Origin of the sequence: Microbacterium sp. J1-1 (assembly GCF_024498615.1) — a bacterium.
Taxonomy (GTDB): domain Bacteria; phylum Actinomycetota; class Actinomycetes; order Actinomycetales; family Microbacteriaceae; genus Microbacterium; species Microbacterium aurugineum.
Genome location: NZ_CP089590.1, coordinates 144,496 through 161,489 on the forward strand (window position 1 = coordinate 144,496; position 16,994 = coordinate 161,489).

The following is a 16,994-nucleotide window of genomic DNA, read 5'->3' on the forward strand; positions in this document are numbered from 1 at the left end:
GGGCCAGATCGGGGAGAAGATCAGCTGACCTTCTTCCAGTAGGAGATGATCGCGAACACGTAGGCGACCACGAGGATGCCGACGCACCAGGCGAGGGCGACCCAGATGTCGTTGCCGACGGGCTGCTCGGCGAACAGCGCCTGGATGGTGTTGACGATCGAGGTGACCGGCTGGTTCTCGGCGAACCACTGCACCGGTGCCGGCATGGTGTCGGTCGGCACGAAGGCCGAGCTGATGAACGGGAGGAAGATCAGCGGGTACGAGAACGCGCTCGCCCCGTCGACCGTCTTGGCGTTCAGGCCCGCGATGATGGCGAGCCAGGTGAGCGCCAGGGTGAACAGCATCAGGATGCCGATGACGGCGAGCCAGGCCCAGAAGCTCGCCCCGGTGCGGAAGCCCATCACGAATCCGACGCCGAAGATGATCGCCAGGGTGATCGCATTCGCGGTCAGTGAGGTGAGCACGTGCGCCCACAGCACACTCGACCGGGCGATCGGCATGGAGTGGAAGCGCTCGAAGATCCCGCTCTGCATGTCGGTGAAGAGCCGGAACGCGGTGTAAGCGATCCCCGAGGCGATCGCGATGAGCAGGATGCCGGGGAGCAGGTAGTTCACGTAGTTCTCGGCGCCGGTGCTCTGCTGGAGCGCGCCGCCGAAGACGTACACGAACAGCAGCATCAGGGCGATCGGGGTGACCGCCGTGGTGATGATGGTGTCGGGACTACGGAAGATGTGCCGCATGGAGCGGCCGGTGAGCGTCGCCGTGTCGGCGGTGAAGTGCATGGTCATGCTGCGTCCTCCTTCTGCGTGGACGAGGGGCCGATGAGGGTGAGGAAGATCTCCTCGAGGGTGGGCTGCTTCTCGACGTACTCGACCTTCGCGGCCGGCAGCAGCCGCTTCAGCCCGGCGAGGGTGTCGTTCGCGATGATGCGGCCCTCGTGCAGGATCGCGATGCGGTCGGCCAATTGCTCCGCCTCATCGAGGTACTGCGTGGTCAGGAGTACGGTGGTGCCGGTGTTCGCGAGCTCCTTGACCACGTCCCACACCTCGATGCGGGCTTCGGGGTCGAGTCCGGTGGTCGGTTCGTCGAGGTAGATGACCTCGGGGTGCCCGACCAGGCTCATCGCGATGTCGAGCCGGCGACGCATGCCGCCCGAGTAGGTGCCGACCTTGCGGTTGCCGGCATCCGTCAGGCGGAAGGTCGCCAGCAGATTGTCGGCGACCTTCCCGGGGTCGGGCAGATGCCGCAGCTTCGCGACCAGCACCAGGTTCTCGCGTCCGGTGAGGATCTCGTCGACGGCGGCGAACTGTCCGGTGAGGCTGATGCGCTCCCGGACGCCGACCGGGTTCGCGGCCACGTCGGTACCCTGCACGGTCGCCATTCCGGTATCCGCCTTCAGCAGGGTGGAGAGGACACGCACCATCGTGGTCTTGCCGGCGCCGTTCGAGCCGAGGAGGGCGAAGATGCTGCCCTTCTCGACCTCGAAGTCGACCCCGCGCAGGACATGCAGATCTTTGTAGGACTTCTCGATACCGCGTACCGAGATGGCGGCGTTCGTCATGACTCGTTCTCCTTCTTCCTCGCGTCGTCGAACGCCTTGATGAGGCGCGCGCGCTCCTTGTCGATCCACTGGGTGCCGCCGTAGGCGCGGGCATACTCCTCGGCGTACTCGACGGGGTCGTCGCCCACGATCGCGCTGACGGGGGTGCCGTCGATGGCAGCGCGCTCCCACAGGTCCGCGAGGTCGAGGAACATGGTGACGATGGTGTCGCCGTCGGTGATGCCGCCGTAGTACAGGTAGTACCGGTACTGGGCGTTCGCCACCTCGCGGTACGGCGAGGGGAGGGCGTCGATGCGGGCCTTGGCCTGCTTGTACTGCTTCTTCTGCTCGAGCGATCCGGTGAGCGCTTCGATCCACTTCGCGGCCATGATCAGTTCTCCTCGTTCGTGTTGTTCAGTCGTTCGATGTGCGTACGGAGGAAGTCCCAGGTCTTCCAGAACTCCCCGAGCTCCTGGCGGCCCTGCGCGTTCAGGGTGTACACCTTGCGGGGCGGCCCCTTCTCGCTCGGGACCTTCTCGACGTCGACGAGCTTCTTCTGCTCGATGCGCACCAGGAGTGCGTAGATCGTGCCCTCGGCGATGTCGGTGAACCCGTGGTCCCGGATGCGGGTCGTGATCTCGTATCCGTAGGCCGGCTGCTCGGCGAGGAGCGCCAGAACGATGCCCTCCAGAGTGCCCTTGAGCATCTCGGTCATCTGCTTGCCCATCAGGTCCTCCCTTCCTGTCTCGGTACTCAGTGATGCTGGGTACCGGTACAAAGTAACACCGAGTACCGGTACTTAGCAACACCGAATACCAGGATCTTCCGAGAAGTTTCCTGAGGGTTTCCGGGCGCGCGGAAACGAGGGCTCGCCGAACGGCGGCGCGGAATCCCGCTGCTACGGGAACAGGCGGCGGAGCAGCGGAAGATCGTCGTCGCTCAACGCCTGGGTGATCACGGCTGCGGTCTCCGGGTGCATGTCCTTCTCGAGGCGCTTCCAGAGCCACCGGGCGGCACCCAGATCTGCCGTGGCGACAGCGGTCGAGAACGCCGCCACGCCGTCGTAGTAGGGGATGGTGGAGGAGCCGGGCTCGGCGTTGTACGGCCCGTAGATGTCGACGAACGGAAGCGTCGGATCCGGGCGCAGGTAGAGGGTGTCGCCCGGGCTGATCGGCTCGTTGCCGCGCACGTGGTTGAAGCTGGAGACCGTGACGTAGTCGACGCAGAATCGCTCGCCGATCGCGATGAGGCTGTCGCCGGCCTGCACCTCGTAGGAGAAGATCTTGCCGGCCGCATCCAGCGTGACCGGTCCGCTCGCCAGCTCCGACGCGCCCATCTCGACGAGCTCGCCCAGGAGCTTGGCGTGCATCGGAGAGCCGTCGTCCCGGTAGATGTTGATGAGCGCGTTGGTGGTGCAGTCACCGGGACCACCGGCGGGAACGCTGATGCCGTCGCCCAGGTCGACGAGTCCGCCCTGCTCGGTCTTCTCCGCGCGACTCGTCGGGGCCGTGGAAGGCTCGGCGGCGAAGCGCTCCGACACCCACGAGCCCGCGTCGACGACAGCCGGCGCGGCGCTGATCACGGCGGGAGCCGCTACGGCAACCAACCCCGCGATGGCGACGACGACGACCGCGGTCGTGATCTTGGTGGTGCGCTGCATCCCGACAGCATGGCATCCCTCCCCACCGGGACGCGAGAGCCCGTGCGGAGGGAGCATGCCGTGCGCGGGGTGAAAAGGCGGGGTGAATTCTCCGGGATCGGCCGGAGCGGTTGTCGCGGGCCGGGCAGTCTGGCGGATGGCCCGAGCCGAGTTCGCCATGTCTGGATGGTGCTCGGCGGTCGCCTGAGGGGGCGGGGGTTTCCGTGTGCGAACGCGCACCGGGGAAGCGATGAATGGGGAGTCTGTCATGGGGTTTCGTGTTGCCCGCAAGGACCACACAGCCGATGGCCTTCCGTCCGAGCGGCGCAGCCGCTGGCGGGGCCGCGCGAAGAAGCTGATCGGAGGCGCCCTGAGCACGGCGCTGGTCGCCTCGTCGATGGTGTTCATCGGAGGCACGGTCACGGCGGCTCCCGCGATCGCGGCTGACCCGTTCCTCTGCACGCCGGGCGCCGTGTACGTGCAGAGCACGACAGAGGTGCGCGAGTTCATCGTCGACGAGCAGGGCGGCACCCCGGGAAACGGCGGCACGCTCGGTTCCACCACCCTCGGCGTCGACCACTCCAACAATGCCCTCGGCATCTCCTCCAGCGGCCGCTACGCCTACACGGTCACCAATGCGGCCGGATCCAAGGTGCTGGCCAAGCATGACCGCGTGACTGACACCACGAGCCGCACCACGTTCACGCTCAACTCCTCCGTGCTCCGAGGTGCCGTCCACCCGGTGACCGGCGTCTACTACTTCGCCAGCGGTACCGCCAGCGGCGCCATCAACCTCTACGCCTGGAACGAGAGCGTCACTCCGCAGGCCTACGTGCAGGTCGGCACGCTCCGCCCCACCGCCGGCAGCAGCGCGTTCGGCGCCAACGGCGACATGGCCTTCAGCGCCTCGGGCCAGCTCGTGCTCGTGGCCGACAACGTCATCTACTCGTCCGACCTTCCCACCTCGCTCGTGCCGAGCACCGCGACCATCGAGGCCAAGCAGGTCCACAACATGGGCGACGGCGTGCAGGGCAACGGCATCGCGTTCGGAAACCTCGGCCACATCTTCGTGTCGGTCTCCGGAGGCGGAAACCGCATCATCGAGGTCGACCTCCCCCGCGGCGTGACCGTCAACACCACCTCGATCGGAACCTTCGGGCCGACCGACATGGCCAGCTGCACCTTCCCGAACACCCTCACGCTGAAGAAGGACCTCCCCGAGGGGCGTCACGCCGCCACCGACCAGTTCGCCCTGCGTGTGCAGTCGCCGGCCGGCTATCAGGTCGCGCAGACGGACGCCGCCACCCGCGGAGAGGCCACGGGGCTGCAGCCGGACTACGCCGGACCGGTGTTCACCAACCAGGGCGACACCTTCCGCCTCTCCGAGTCCGCATCCGGAACCACGGACAGCACCCGGTACGCCGAATCGCTCGACTGCGTGCAGGTCGAATCCGACGGCTCCACGTCTCCGGTCGCCGTGACCGCAGACGGCAGCGTCGTCCAGCCCGCCGGTGCGCTCGGCACCGACGTCACGTGCACGTTCACGAACGTACGTCTCGCACCCGACCTGGCGCTGCGCAAGACCTCCGACCCGGCCGACGGTGTCGCCGTGCAGGCGGGTCAGCGCATCACGTACACCGTCGAGGCGGAGAACACGGGCAACACGCTCCTCGACCCCGTCCGCGTGAGCGACGACCTGTCCGGCGTGCTCGCGTTCGCCGAGTACCAGGGAGACGTCGCCACGGAGCTCGACGGCTCCCCCGTCGCATCCGGCGCCGCAACCATCACCGGTGACGACCTCGCCTGGACCGGCGCGCTCGAGCCCGGTCAGGTGCTCACCATCACGTATTCGGTGATCGTTGACGCCGATGTCGAAGGAGAGCGGATCGCCAACAGCGTCACCGCCTCCGGCACCCCTCCCGGCGGCTTGCCCCCGGTCGATCCTCCCGCGGTCGCGACCGAGCACCCCGTAGCGGGCTACACCGTCGCCAAGAGCTCCAGCCCCGCTGCCGGCACCGTCGTGGAGCCGGGGCAGACCATCGAGTACACGGTGACCGGCACCAATACCGGTGCCACGGTGCTGAGTCCGGCCTCCCTCTCCGATGACCTGTCGGCCGTGTTCGCACACGCCGCCTACAACTCCGACGTCGCCACCGAGATCGACGGCGCACCCGTCGCCGCGGGCGCAGCGACCATCACGGGCGACGACCTCGCCTGGACCGGCACTCTCCAGCCCGGACAGACCGTGACGATCACGTACTCCGTGACCGTGGAGGCCGACACCTCGGGTGAGATCCTGAAGAACACCGTCAGCGGCACCGCGACGCCCACGACTCCGGACCCGAGTGACCCCGACGGACCGCAGGTGCCGGGCGAACCCATCGTCCCGCCCACGGTCACCACCGAGCACCCGGTGATCGGTTCGGGATTCACGATCAGCAAGTCCGCCGACCCCGCCTCGGGCACCGCCGTCTCGGCCGGCGACACCGTGACCTACACGATCACCGGAACCAACACGGGTGACACCGACCTCGATCCGGCCCGGATCGTCGACGACCTGTCGGGTGTGCTCGATGACGCCGGCTACAACGACGACGTGACCGCCGACCGCGGCTCCGTCACCGTCAGCGGCGACACGCTCACCTGGACGGGCGATGTGCCCCGCGGCGAGTCCGTCACCATCCGCTACTCGGTGACCATCGATGCCGGAGTCCAGAAGGCGCTGCTGAACAACGTCGCCAGTGGCACGGCCACACCGCGGATCCCGGTCGACCCGGCCGACCCCGACGGTCCCACGACCCCGGGGACCCCGATCGTCCCGCCGCCCGCGGAGACGAACCACCCGGTCGTCGAGACCGGCCTCGAGGTGACGAAGTCCGCGGACCCCGTCTCCGACACCGCCGTGCGCGCGGGCGACACGATCACGTACACGATCTCCGGTGTCAACACGGGTAACACGACGCTCGACCCCGCGTCCATCGTCGACGACCTGTCCGCCGTGCTCGCCCACGCTCAGTACGGCGGCGACGCGAGCGCATCGACCGGAGCCGTCGAGCTCGACGGCACGACGCTCACCTGGACCGGGGCGCTCGCTCCCGGCGCCAGGGTCGACATCACCTACACGGTGACGGTCGACGCCGACGCGACCGGCGTGCTGCTGCGCAACACCGTCACGGGTGAGGGGACCCCGCTCATCCCGGTGGACCCGACCGACCCGGACAGCCCCACCACGCCCGGTACCCCGGTCACCACGCCGCCGTCGACGACGGAGCACCCGGTCGCCAGCCCCGGCTTCACGGTCGCGAAGTCCGCCGACCCCGCATCGGGGACGCGTGTCGATCCCGGCAGCGTGATCACCTACACCGTCACGGGCACGAACACGGGTGACACCGTGCTCGACCCTGCCTCGATCGCCGATGACCTGCGCGGCGCGCTCGCTCATGCCTCGTACAACGACGACGTGACGGCCACCCGCGGCGACGTCAGCGTGGTGGACGACGCCCTCGACTGGAGCGGCGTGCTGCTCCCCGGTCAGAACGTCGTCATCACCTATTCCGTGACGGTCGACCCGACCGCCGGGGGTGAGACGATCGCGAACACGGCCACGGGCACGGCGACGCCACTCATCCCGACGGACCCGAGCGACCCGGACAGCCCCACCACGCCGGGCACGCCGATCACGCCGCCGCCGGCGACGACGGAGCACCCGGTCAACGAGCCCGGCTTCACCTTCGCCAAGACCGTCGACCCGGCTGCGGGCACGGCCGTGGATCCCGGTGATGTGCTCACCTACACGTTGACGGCCGTCAACACCGGTCAGACGGTGCTCGACCCGGTCGAGATCACGGACGACCTCTCGAAGGTGCTGCCGTACGCCTCGTACAACGACGACGCTGTGGCCGTGATCGGCGGTCTGCCCGCCGGCGCGGTGACGGTCGACGGCGCGGAGCTCGACTGGTCCGGTGCGCTCGCCGTCGGTCAGACTGTCGTCATCACGTACTCGGTGACGGTCGGCCCCGAGGGCGTCGGATCCGTGCTCGAGAACAGCGCGAGCGCGACGGCGACCCCGCCCGGAGGGTCCGTCATCACCCCGCCGCCCGGCACCACGACGAACGCCGTGAACGTCCCCGGATTCTCGGTGTCGAAGAGCGCCGACCCGGTGTCGGGCACGGCGGTCGACCCCGGCAGCGTCATCACCTACACGGTGACCGGCGTGAACACCGGTGAGACGGTCCTCGATCCGGTCGCGATCGTGGATGACCTCTCCGGCGTCCTCGCCCACGCCGACTACAACGACGACGCGGCCGCCCTGATCGGCACGACCGCATCGACCGCCCCGGTGGTCTCCGGCGACAGCCTGTCGTGGACGGGAGCCCTCCAGGTCGGCGAGACCGTCACGATCACGTACTCCGTGACCGTGCAGGCGGACGCCGGGGGAGCGATCCTCGAGAACTCGGCTTCGGGATCGGCGACCCCGCCCGGCGGTGTGCCGCCGATCGAGACGCCGCCCGCCACGACGGAGCACCCGGTCAACGAGCCCGGCTTCGAGCTCCGCAAGTCGGCCGACCCCGCGTCGGGAACCCGCGTCGATCCCGGCAGCGTCATCACCTACACGGTGACCGGCGTGAACACCGGAGAGACCGCGCTGGCGCCGGTGAGCATCAGCGACGACCTCTCGGGCGTCCTCGCCCACGCCGTCTACAACGACGACGCCACGGCGACCGTGATCGACGGATCCGCGTCCGCTCCGGTCGTGGACGGTGACGAGCTCACCTGGTCGGGCGCGCTCGCCGTCGGTCAGCGCGTCACCATCACGTACTCGGTGACCGTGAACGGCGACGCAGGTGGTGCGACGATCGCGAACACGGTCGCGGGAACCGCCACCCCGCCCGGTGGTGGGGAGCTCACGCCGCCTCCGGTGACGACCGAGAACCCGGTCGGTACCCCGGGCTTCACGTTCGTCAAGACGGCCGATCCCGGTTCGGAGAAGGCCGTGGCCGCGGGAAGCGTGGTCACCTACCGGCTCGTCGGCACCAACACGGGAGAGACCGGGCTGGATGACGTCGTCATCACGGATGACCTCTCCGGAGTGCTGCGGCATGCCGACCTCCGACCCGGTGCGACCGCCGTCGTGGGTGACCGCGCGGTGGCGGCTCCCGCGGTGGACGGGAACCAGCTGCGCTGGAGCGGCAGCCTCGCCCAGGGAGAGAGCATCACCATCACGTACTCCGTGATCGTGCACGCCGACGCGGCAGGCGCAAAGCTGCACAACGTGGCTGTGGGGACGGCCACTCCTCCCGGCGGTGAGACGATCACGCCGCCGACGAGTTCGACCGATAACCCGGTGCTGACGCCGCTCGCGCTCACCGGCGGAATCCTGGCCCCGTGGGTGCTGGCTCTGGCGATCGCTCTGCTGTTCGGCGGTGCCGTGCTGCTGATCGTGCGCCGACGCCGCTCGCAGGCCTGACGCTCGTCGGGAAGGCCCCGTCCGTCGTGATGCGACGGGCGGGGCCTTCGGCGTGTGCTCAGTCGGGCAGGAGGCCGTGACGGGCCGCCTGCTCCAACGCCTCGGAGCGATTGCCGGCGTCGAGCTTGCGGTAGATGCTGCGGAGCTGGGTCTTGAGGGTGTTCTGCGAGACGCGCAGCTCAGCGGCGATCGCCGGCAGCGGTGCACCGGACGTCAGCGCGTGCAGCACCACCTGCTCACGGGGGGTCAAACGGGGGCGGCTCTCGAAGGACGGCAGAGCGGATCGCCGGGGGAAGGTGGCGAGACCGGTCGGATCGAGGTCGGCGCGGACCGCACCGAAGTCCTCCGCGCCCAGAAGCACGAGCGGAGTGGTGAGGCCGCGGTCCGCGAGCTGCGCGCTCAACGTCGCGCTCGACGGCTGCGCGGCGGCCGGGGACACCCGGCGCAGAGCGGCGCTGTGCACCGCCAGCGCTTCGGCGCGTTCTCGGGCCGTGGAGGGACGCAGGCGGGTCTGTCCCAGGAGTCGGACCACGTCAGCGGCCGCGCCGTCGATGAGAGCCAGACGTGCCCGCTTGACGACGGTGCCGAAACGATCGGACCCGGCATCGCGCTGGACGATGCTCTTCGCCGTGCCGACGTCACCGAGGGCGAGGTGCAGCAGCACCCGCGGCCGGGAGAGCGCGTGGCGCACGTGGGCGGCGCTCGCCTCCCTCCCTCGTAGGCGCGCGAAAGACTCGAGGCGCTCCAGGCCCCCTGCTGCATCTCCTTCGTGCAGGGCGATCCACGCCTCCACGGAGGCCATCGTCGTCCAGTGCTCGCTCGTCGCTCGGTACGGCTCGAAGAAGCGGATGTGCTGCTTCGCCGCCGGGAGGTCGCCGTCCTCCACCGCGAGCATCGCACCGGCGATCCGGTAGAACGTGCTCTGGTAGCTGTCCAGGAGCTCCGGGTCCCACTCGCCGTCGCGCACGAGGGAGAAGTAGTGCCGCGCTTCGGGCAGGTCGCCGTTCAGGGCGTGGACACCCGCGAGGAGGCAGATGCCGTGGAAGCCGTTCGTGCTCCCGTGCGCCGCGGCGAGCGCCGTGGCCTGCTCCCAGACTTCGATGGCTTCGTCCAGCTGTCCGCCGTAGTACAGGGAGATGCCGATGTGCGTGCACATGAGCGGCACATCGCGGGCGTACTGCTGCCATTGCGATTCCGGTGTCTCCTGGAACAGCGCCAGTGCCCGCGCGGCGACCTGGGCGGCAGGCTCCGGCCGCCCGATGGCACGCAGGGAGGCGCTCTCCGCCGCCCAGATGAAGATCCGTTCGGTGGCTGACAGGGTGGGCCGACGGGAGTTCGCCGCAGCCACCGCCATGCGCAGCAGTTGGAGCCCCCGCTGGCGTCGGAGCCTGCTGGGTTTGAGGCTCATCCCCAGCAGCATGGCCACGAGCGGCTCCTGCTTGAGTCGTGCCACAGGGACGTCGGCGAGCAGCTCCGCGACCGCGCGCCGATCGCGGTGGAGCAGGCGGTTCCACCCGGACATCGTGACGTGTTTCGCGAGCCGTAGATCGTCGTCCTCCAGGGCGAGTCGCAGCCCTTCGAGGGGCATGTCGCGGCGAATCGCCCCTTCTGCCGCGAGGCGTCGGAGGTGCGCGACTTCGCCGGGGAAGGATCGGCGCAGTTCACGGCGCAGCATGCCGCGTGTGAGCGGTGTGAGGGTGAACGTGCAGCCGCCGTCGCCGGTCCAGCGGCCGAAGCCGAACGTCTCGGCCTGGTCGAGCGCCTTCGCGATGTCGGGGTCGCGCGTGAGCGCCACGGCCAGGGGCAGGTCCACCGAGTCGGTCACGCTGATCCGCAGCAGCCCCTGCAACGCCTGCGGGGAGAATCCGCACTCGGCGAGCCGGTCCTGCAGATAGTCCTCGATCACGGTGTTCGCGGCGCGAAGCGACTCGGTGTCCGTTCCGGCCCCGCGCAGCACGAGGGCACGGATGAGCGCGGGGAAGCCCGCGGTCGCCTCCCGGATCTCGCCGGCCATGTCGTCATCGACCCCGAGCGCGCGAGAGATCTCCTCGGTGTCGAACATGAGGTCCGACGGCGCGATGACCTTCGTGTCGATCACGAGATCCAGACCCTCGCTGTCGAAGGGGCTGGGGCGATTGGTGGCGACGATCAGCCGCGTCCGCGGGGTGGTGGCGATGGCGCGGCACAGGGCGAACACGCCTTCGCGGTCCACGGGTGCCGCGTCGTCGAGTACCACGACCAGAGGACCTTCCGCGTGGCGCAGGCGCGAGGTCACGGCAGGCCATCCATCCTCCGCGAGGTCGTGTGCGACGTCCGCGTGCGGCAGGGCTCGCAGCAGAGCGCGGGCGAGCGCAGCGCTGGGCGCGATGGCGGGCGAGGCCGTGATCCAGACCACGCGCGATGCGGTGGCGGACGCCCACTCCACGAGGGCGGTCGTCTTGCCCGACCCGGACGCGGAGCGGATGAGTGTCAGAGGTGTGTCGGTCTCGAGTGCGGCGGTCAGCCGCGGCCTACTGATCGCGTGCGCCGATACTCGCGGTACATGTCCATCCCCCTGCGCGACAAATGCCGACACCCCAACCTCCCCAGGTCCCCGCCTCTACGATATTCCGAAATATCGGTTGGGCAAGCTCCCGGGGCCGGTGTCGGCCGCTCGGGTGGAAGTCAGCCCATCAGGAACGAGAGCGACACCCCGACGACGATCGCGACACCCACGTAGATGAGGTTCGGCAGCTGGAATGAGTGGTCGAAGACGAACTTGCCCATCTTCGTCGTGCCGGTCTGGTCGAACGCCACCGTGGCCACCTGGCTGCCGTTCGCCGGCAGCGTGTAGATCCCCATGGTCGACGGCCACAGCCCCACCAGTAGAGGTGCCGGAAGCCCGATCGTGATACCGATCGGCACGATCGCGTTGGTCGCGCTCGATTGGCTCGTGGTGAGCATGGCGACCGCGAAGAGTGCCATCGCGAAGAGCAGCGCGCCGAGGAAGGCCGACGATCCGGAGACCACCGATCCGAGCCCGTCGACGATGAGGGTCTGGTTCGCCGCCACGAACGTGTTGGCGAGCCAGGCGATACCGAACAGGGCGATGGCTCCCACGATGCCGGCGGGGAAGGTCGGCTGCTTGGGGACGTCGGCGGCCTTGACCTTGCAGAACACGAAGATCAGGGCGGCGATGATGCCCATCGTGACCTCGATGATGACGGTCACACTGAGTCGGACGGGATCGCCGGCATCGTCGGTCCCGATCACCGGACGCAGATTCTCGAACAGCCCGAAGAACACGATCACCGCGACGCCTCCGAGGAACAGGGAGGCCGAGAGCACGGCCGTCGGCGGGAGCTTGTGCTCGTGCGCGTCCACCGCCGGGGGCTTGATCTGGTGGTCGGCCAGGCGTCGCTGGAACTCCGGGTCGTCGTCGAGGTCCTTGCCATGACGCATCATCACGAGCGCGGCGACGAAGAGCCCGGCGATGGAGGCCGGCCACATGATGAGCAGCAGTCCTCCGAGATCCACGCCCTGCGGCGCGAGCAGGACCACCATCGATGCGGTCGCGGCCGAGACGGGCGAGCACAGGATGCCGACTTGCGAGGCGACGGCCGAGACCGAGAGGGCCCGTTCGGGGCGGATCTTCTGCTGGTAGGAGACGTCGTAGATCACGGGCAACAGCGGGTAGAAGATGTTGCCCGTGCCGGCCCCGACGGTGAAGAGGAACGACATGGCCGGGGCGAGGAACACGACCGACTTCGGTTTGCGCCGGATCACTCTGGCCGCGACGGACACCATCCAGTCGATACCTCCGGCGGCTTGCATGGTGGAGGCGGCAGTGATCACGGTGATGACGATGAAGACCGCGTCGACCGGGGCGTTGCCCGGCGCTTCGCCGAACACGAAGATGAGGACGGCGACGCCCACCAGCCCCCAGACGCCGAGACCGATCCCGCTGGTGCGCGTGCCCATGTAGATCGCACCGACGACGATGATCAGCTGTGCAAGGAGGATCCACACGTTGTCGTTCATGACGACGGCCCCTTCGTGATCGGAGCGGACCCGGTGAGCACGGTCGTCGGCAGTTCGGTCTCGACGATCTTCCCGTCGATCGCCTCGACCCGCAGCGCGAGCGCGTTCTCGACGGGACTGATGGCGGTGACGAACTCGGAGTTCTCGAAGTGCAGCGACTGAAGGTTGCCGACGGCATAGCCCGTGGAGAGCTCCCCGCTGAGGAGGGAGGCGTGAAAGAGAGGGCGCCGCTGATCCTCGGCGTCGTAGTGCGGGCAGAAGCTGCCGTTCAGGAACCCGAGTCCCTCGGGGAGCACCTGGAGGGTCGGACCGTAGCTGTCGGTCGTGCCGCCCTCGAACCAGCAGATTCCTCCGGCGCTGCCTCCCGTGAACACGACGTTCGAGTCGGGGTCCTCCCACATCTCACGCAGGATCGTGTCGAGGCCCTGGCGCTTCCACACATCGAGCATGTTCGCCGTGTTGCCGCCGCCGACGTGGATCACGTCGAACCCTTTCACGAAACCGGCCAGGTCGTCGACCGCGCGATGGAAGAGCGGGAGATGGTGCGGTGCGCACCGGTCCGCGTCGTAGGTGGAATAGAAGCTCAGGATGTAGGCGGCGTCGTCGCCGGTCGCGGTGCCGACGAAGAGGACCCGGGGTCGCTCCTTGCCGGTGAGCCCGAGGATGTAGTCGTGCGTCGGGTCGTTCCGCCGCTCCATCATGGCCTTACCGGCCCCAGTAGCCACCACGTGAGACATCGGCCGCCCTCCGACTAGATCGTGCCGCCACCATAGAGGGGTGGCACCCGCGGCGTCCAGAGGGTCTTCATCCCAGGCGGAGGAACGTATATCGGTACATCACCCGCCGCCCTCGGGTAGTGGATAACGTGTTACCCGGTGACCGGGGTTCACCCCTCGCCCCGGTCACCGAGTGGCTTGTCCATCCGGAGCGTCGCGAGTCTCTGCAAGCCACGCACGGAGAGCGGCGATGACGGCCTCGGGCTCTTCCCAGGGCGTCAGATGTCCGGATCCGTCGAGCACGACGACCTCAGGACGGCCGGGGAGCCTCGACTGCAGTTCATACGCCTGTCCGAGCGGGATCCACGGGTCTTCGCGTCCCCAGCCGATGCGTGTAGGGCAGCGCGCGGCCCCCAGCTTTTCCGCGACGGCGCGGGTGTCGGCGGCGTCGAGCGCGGCGATCTGGCGGTAGAACGCCGCCTGGCCGACGGGACCGGACCAGGGTGATGCGAGTGCCTCGACCTGTTGAGTGGAGAGTCGGCCGGCGCCGGCGATGTACTCCTTCACCAGCGCGGAGTGCAGGTTCGCCGGGAGGCGGGAGAACACGTGGGCATGTTGCGCCACCAGGCGGAAGAACGGCGATCCCCAGAGGTCGAGCGTCACGATGTCCCACAGGAACAGGTCCGCGAAGTCCACGCGGTGCAGAAGATGCGCTCCGAGGGCGACGGCCCCGCCGATGTCATGGGCGACCACGTGAGGTCGCTCCAGCCCCCAGCCCCGGATCAGGGAGGCCAGGCGTGCGGCCTGCGCCGCTAGATCGGTCGCCACGGTCGGGCCCATCTCGGAGTCGCCGTAGCCCGGCATGTCCCACAGGAAGACGCGGTGGTCGCGACTCACCTCGCGCGCGACATCCGCCCAGACCTGCGACGACCACGGCGTGCCGTGGCACAGGACGATGTCGCCCGCCGAGGGGCCGGAAGGCGCGAGGACCCGGGTGGCGACGCTCGCCCCTCCGACGGTGACGTGGACCGGATCGGGCAGCGGCGGGTGGTGTGTCATCATGGGGCCACGGTAGAACCTCAGGTCGACCTGAAGTCAAGAGGAGAGCAGGGGCGTCGATGAAGATCGGTGAAGCCGCGCGACGCATCGGCGTGGACGATCACGTCCTGCGACACTGGCACGAGACGGGCGTGGTCGTCCCGGATCGGACGGCGTCGGGCCACCGGGTCTACACCGAGGAGCACATCCGACGCCTCCGCGTCGTCCAGGCCTGCCGGGGCATCGGGATGAGCCTCCCGGAGATCCGGCACGTGCTCTACCGGGACGAGGGCGGACGAGTCGACGTCATCAGACAGAGGTTGCGGTGGATCCGCTCGCAGCGTGCACAGCTCGAAGACGCGGAGAGCTTCCTCGAACACGTGATCGGCTGCAAGCACGACTTCCTCACCCGATGCCCGGACTGCACGCGATACGCGATGAAGGACGCTGACCTCACACCGGCGACGACGTCGTGATCCGCGGTGCCTAGCCGTTGAGGCGTGCGGCGACGATCACACCCTCGAGCAGCGCCAGGGTCCGACTCCGTGCGCCAGCCGGGTGGAGACCGAGAGCGGTCGTGAGCTCGAGGGCGAGCGCGGCGTGCCCGGCGGCGTTCGGGTGGAACGGATCGTTCATCAGCCCCCACGGCACCCCGCCGTCTCCCAGCACGGCGAAACGGACGAACTGATCCACGAGGATGACGTCGTCCTCCGTGGCGACCCGACGCACCGCTTCGGCGAACTCGCCGATCCGTGCGCGCTCCGGGGCGTTGGCGACGTCGATCGCGGGCGGCGTCTGCAGCACCGGGACGGCACCGAGTCCGCGCACGCGGACGACGAAGTCGTGCAGGGACGAGGCATACTCCTCCGGGGAGACCTCGGTGCGCTCGCCGCCGGTCGCGGCGTCGTTCGTGCCGATCATGAGCGTGACGACATCGGGCCGCCAGGACTCGACGCGGCGGCCCCAGTCGTCGAGGATGTCGCTGATGCGGTGTCCGCTGATCGCGGTGTTCACGACGACGTCGCGCACGCGCTCGAGCTCGCCCCGGATGACCTCGTGGAGGTGCTCCGGGTAGCTGCGGCCCCCCTGCGTGTGGACCAGTCCGTGGGTGATGGAGTCGCCCGTGATCACCCAGTTCATCGGTTCATCGCTGAGGAGGGCCTCGGCGATGCGGCGGAGGTCGGCGGTGGCGGATTCGGCGTTCGGCACGGCATAGAGCCTATCGGCGCCTGTGTCGTGCGTCTGTGCTCCGGCTAGGGTTGAGGCGTGAGCCCTGAGTCGGACAGACCGTAGATCGCGGGTGCAGCGCACGTCGTGCGCTCCCCGCATCGCCGTCGACCCCTCTTCTCCTTTTCGCCGCCCGCCTCCTCGCGGCGTGTGCGGCGTCCGTCCGACTGGATGCTCATGCCTTTCCTCGTTCCTGTCCTCGCCCTGGCGATCTTCGCCCAGGGCACCAGCGAGTTCATGCTCGCGGGTCTCCTTCTCCCTCTCTCCCGTGATCTGGGGGTCGAGCCGTCGACCGCCGGCCTGCTGACCTCGGCCTTCGCCGCGGGCATGGTCGTCGGTGCGCCCGCGATGGTCGTGCTCGCCGGCCGATGGCGCCCCCAGCGGGCGCTGATACTCCTTCTGGTGGTGTTCATCGTGGCTCACGTGGTCGGGGCGGTGGCGTCCGACTTCCGCCTGCTGCTCATCACCCGAGTGCTCGCGGCGCTCGCGAATGCGGGTTTCCTCGCGATCGCCCTGGCGACGGTTCGAGGGATCGTGACGCCGGCGCAGACGACGCGGGCGGTCGCGGTGCTCCTGGCGGGGACCACCCTCGCCACGATCATCGGCGTTCCGGCCGGGGCCGCGCTGGCGAATGCCTTCGGGTGGCGTTCCACCTTCTGGGCGGTCGTCTTGCTGTGCCTCCCCGCTGTCGTCGCGCTCCTCCGCGACCGCACGCTCGGTGCGCTCCCGCCGGCGCTGCGGTTCGGCGTGCGTGCGGAGCTGGCCGAGCTCCGCCGAGGTCCGGTGCTCGTCGCGGTGATGCTCGCCGTGCTCGTGAATGCCGCGACCTTTGGTGTGTTCACGTTCCTCGCGGTCGTCGGCGCGGATGCCGGTGTCGAGGCGACAGCGATCCCCGCGCTCCTGGCCGCCTTCGGGACCGGAGCACTTCTGGGCGTTGCCGCCACCGGACGGTGGGCGGCCCCCGTCGAGCGTGCGTGGATCACGGTCGGGACCGTCGTGCTGACCGTGGCCTGGGCGGCGTTCGGAGCGGGCGTCGAGGTGGCGTCGGTGGTTTTCGCCGGTGCGGTGCTCTGCGGCGCGGCGTCGTTCGCTGTGGGCTCGGCGCTGATCGCCCGCATCGTGGGGCAGGCGTCCCGAGCGCCGATGCTCGGCGGTGCCTACGCGACGGCGGCACTGAACATCGGTGCGGTAGGCGGTCCCGTCCTCGCCGGCATCGCCTACGGCCGGTCGGGAGCTTTCGGGGTGCTCGTCGTCGCGGTGCTCCTGACAGCGGGCGCGGTCATCCTCACCGCGCTTCTGCGTGTGGGACGACCGCCCGCGGGCGCTGCGGATGCGAAAGACTGAAGG

Annotated in this window: 13 protein-coding genes; 3 read left to right on the forward strand and 10 right to left on the reverse strand. The window is 69.1% G+C overall.

Features of this window, described 5'->3' with window-relative positions:
* Positions 1-20 precede the first annotated feature (20 nt).
* The 5 genes from LRQ07_RS00710 to LRQ07_RS00730 form a co-directional block, all read right to left on the reverse strand.
* Positions 21-788, reverse strand: a complete 768-nt coding sequence (locus tag LRQ07_RS00710; RefSeq protein ID WP_256535526.1) for an ABC transporter permease — start codon at positions 786-788, stop codon at positions 21-23.
* Entirely contained in the window at positions 785-1,561 is a 777-nt protein-coding gene (locus LRQ07_RS00715) for an ABC transporter ATP-binding protein (protein WP_256535527.1), read from the reverse strand. The genes LRQ07_RS00710 and LRQ07_RS00715 overlap by 4 nt, the downstream gene beginning before the upstream one ends.
* Positions 1,558-1,929 carry a DUF1048 domain-containing protein gene (locus tag LRQ07_RS00720; protein ID WP_153243303.1) on the reverse strand — a complete coding sequence of 124 codons (372 nt, stop codon included), beginning with the start codon at positions 1,927-1,929 and terminating at the stop codon, positions 1,558-1,560. The genes LRQ07_RS00715 and LRQ07_RS00720 overlap by 4 nt, the downstream gene beginning before the upstream one ends.
* A 2-nt stretch (positions 1,930-1,931) precedes the next feature.
* Positions 1,932-2,267: a PadR family transcriptional regulator gene (locus LRQ07_RS00725; protein WP_131492835.1), complete on the reverse strand. Its 336-nt coding sequence runs from the start codon at positions 2,265-2,267 to the stop codon at positions 1,932-1,934.
* A 171-nt stretch (positions 2,268-2,438) separates the two neighbouring features.
* Positions 2,439-3,200: a LysM peptidoglycan-binding domain-containing protein gene (locus tag LRQ07_RS00730; RefSeq protein WP_256535528.1), complete on the reverse strand. Its 762-nt coding sequence runs from the start codon at positions 3,198-3,200 to the stop codon at positions 2,439-2,441.
* Positions 3,201-3,447: 247 nt separating this feature from the next.
* On the opposite strand from LRQ07_RS00730, the gene LRQ07_RS00735 reads away from it, so the two are divergent.
* Positions 3,448-8,646 carry a beta strand repeat-containing protein gene (locus tag LRQ07_RS00735; protein ID WP_256535529.1) on the forward strand — a complete coding sequence of 1,733 codons (5,199 nt, stop codon included), beginning with the start codon at positions 3,448-3,450 and terminating at the stop codon, positions 8,644-8,646.
* A 58-nt stretch (positions 8,647-8,704) separates the two neighbouring features.
* Here the strand turns inward: LRQ07_RS00735 and LRQ07_RS00740 are convergent, their stop codons facing one another.
* From LRQ07_RS00740 to LRQ07_RS00755, 4 genes are all read right to left on the reverse strand, one after another.
* Positions 8,705-11,221 carry a LuxR C-terminal-related transcriptional regulator gene (locus LRQ07_RS00740; RefSeq protein WP_256535530.1) on the reverse strand — a complete coding sequence of 839 codons (2,517 nt, stop codon included), beginning with the start codon at positions 11,219-11,221 and terminating at the stop codon, positions 8,705-8,707.
* A gap of 89 nt (positions 11,222-11,310) precedes the next feature.
* Positions 11,311-12,666: an anaerobic C4-dicarboxylate transporter family protein gene (locus LRQ07_RS00745; RefSeq protein ID WP_256535531.1), complete on the reverse strand. Its 1,356-nt coding sequence runs from the start codon at positions 12,664-12,666 to the stop codon at positions 11,311-11,313.
* Positions 12,663-13,403, reverse strand: coding sequence for a peptidase E (locus tag LRQ07_RS00750; RefSeq protein WP_153243308.1), 741 nt, complete (start codon positions 13,401-13,403; stop codon positions 12,663-12,665). The genes LRQ07_RS00745 and LRQ07_RS00750 overlap by 4 nt, the downstream gene beginning before the upstream one ends.
* Before the next feature lie 165 nt (positions 13,404-13,568).
* Positions 13,569-14,444 carry an alpha/beta fold hydrolase gene (locus LRQ07_RS00755; RefSeq protein WP_256535532.1) on the reverse strand — a complete coding sequence of 292 codons (876 nt, stop codon included), beginning with the start codon at positions 14,442-14,444 and terminating at the stop codon, positions 13,569-13,571.
* A gap of 56 nt (positions 14,445-14,500) precedes the next feature.
* On the opposite strand from LRQ07_RS00755, the gene LRQ07_RS00760 reads away from it, so the two are divergent.
* Positions 14,501-14,896: a MerR family transcriptional regulator gene (locus LRQ07_RS00760; protein ID WP_232762936.1), complete on the forward strand. Its 396-nt coding sequence runs from the start codon at positions 14,501-14,503 to the stop codon at positions 14,894-14,896.
* A gap of 10 nt (positions 14,897-14,906) precedes the next feature.
* Here the strand turns inward: LRQ07_RS00760 and LRQ07_RS00765 are convergent, their stop codons facing one another.
* Positions 14,907-15,629 carry an SGNH/GDSL hydrolase family protein gene (locus LRQ07_RS00765; RefSeq protein WP_256535534.1) on the reverse strand — a complete coding sequence of 241 codons (723 nt, stop codon included), beginning with the start codon at positions 15,627-15,629 and terminating at the stop codon, positions 14,907-14,909.
* Positions 15,630-15,824: 195 nt separating this feature from the next.
* Here LRQ07_RS00765 and LRQ07_RS00770 point away from each other — a divergent pair, with 195 nt between their 5' ends.
* Positions 15,825-16,991 carry an MFS transporter gene (locus LRQ07_RS00770; RefSeq protein ID WP_256535535.1) on the forward strand — a complete coding sequence of 389 codons (1,167 nt, stop codon included), beginning with the start codon at positions 15,825-15,827 and terminating at the stop codon, positions 16,989-16,991.
* Positions 16,992-16,994: the final 3 nt, after the last annotated feature.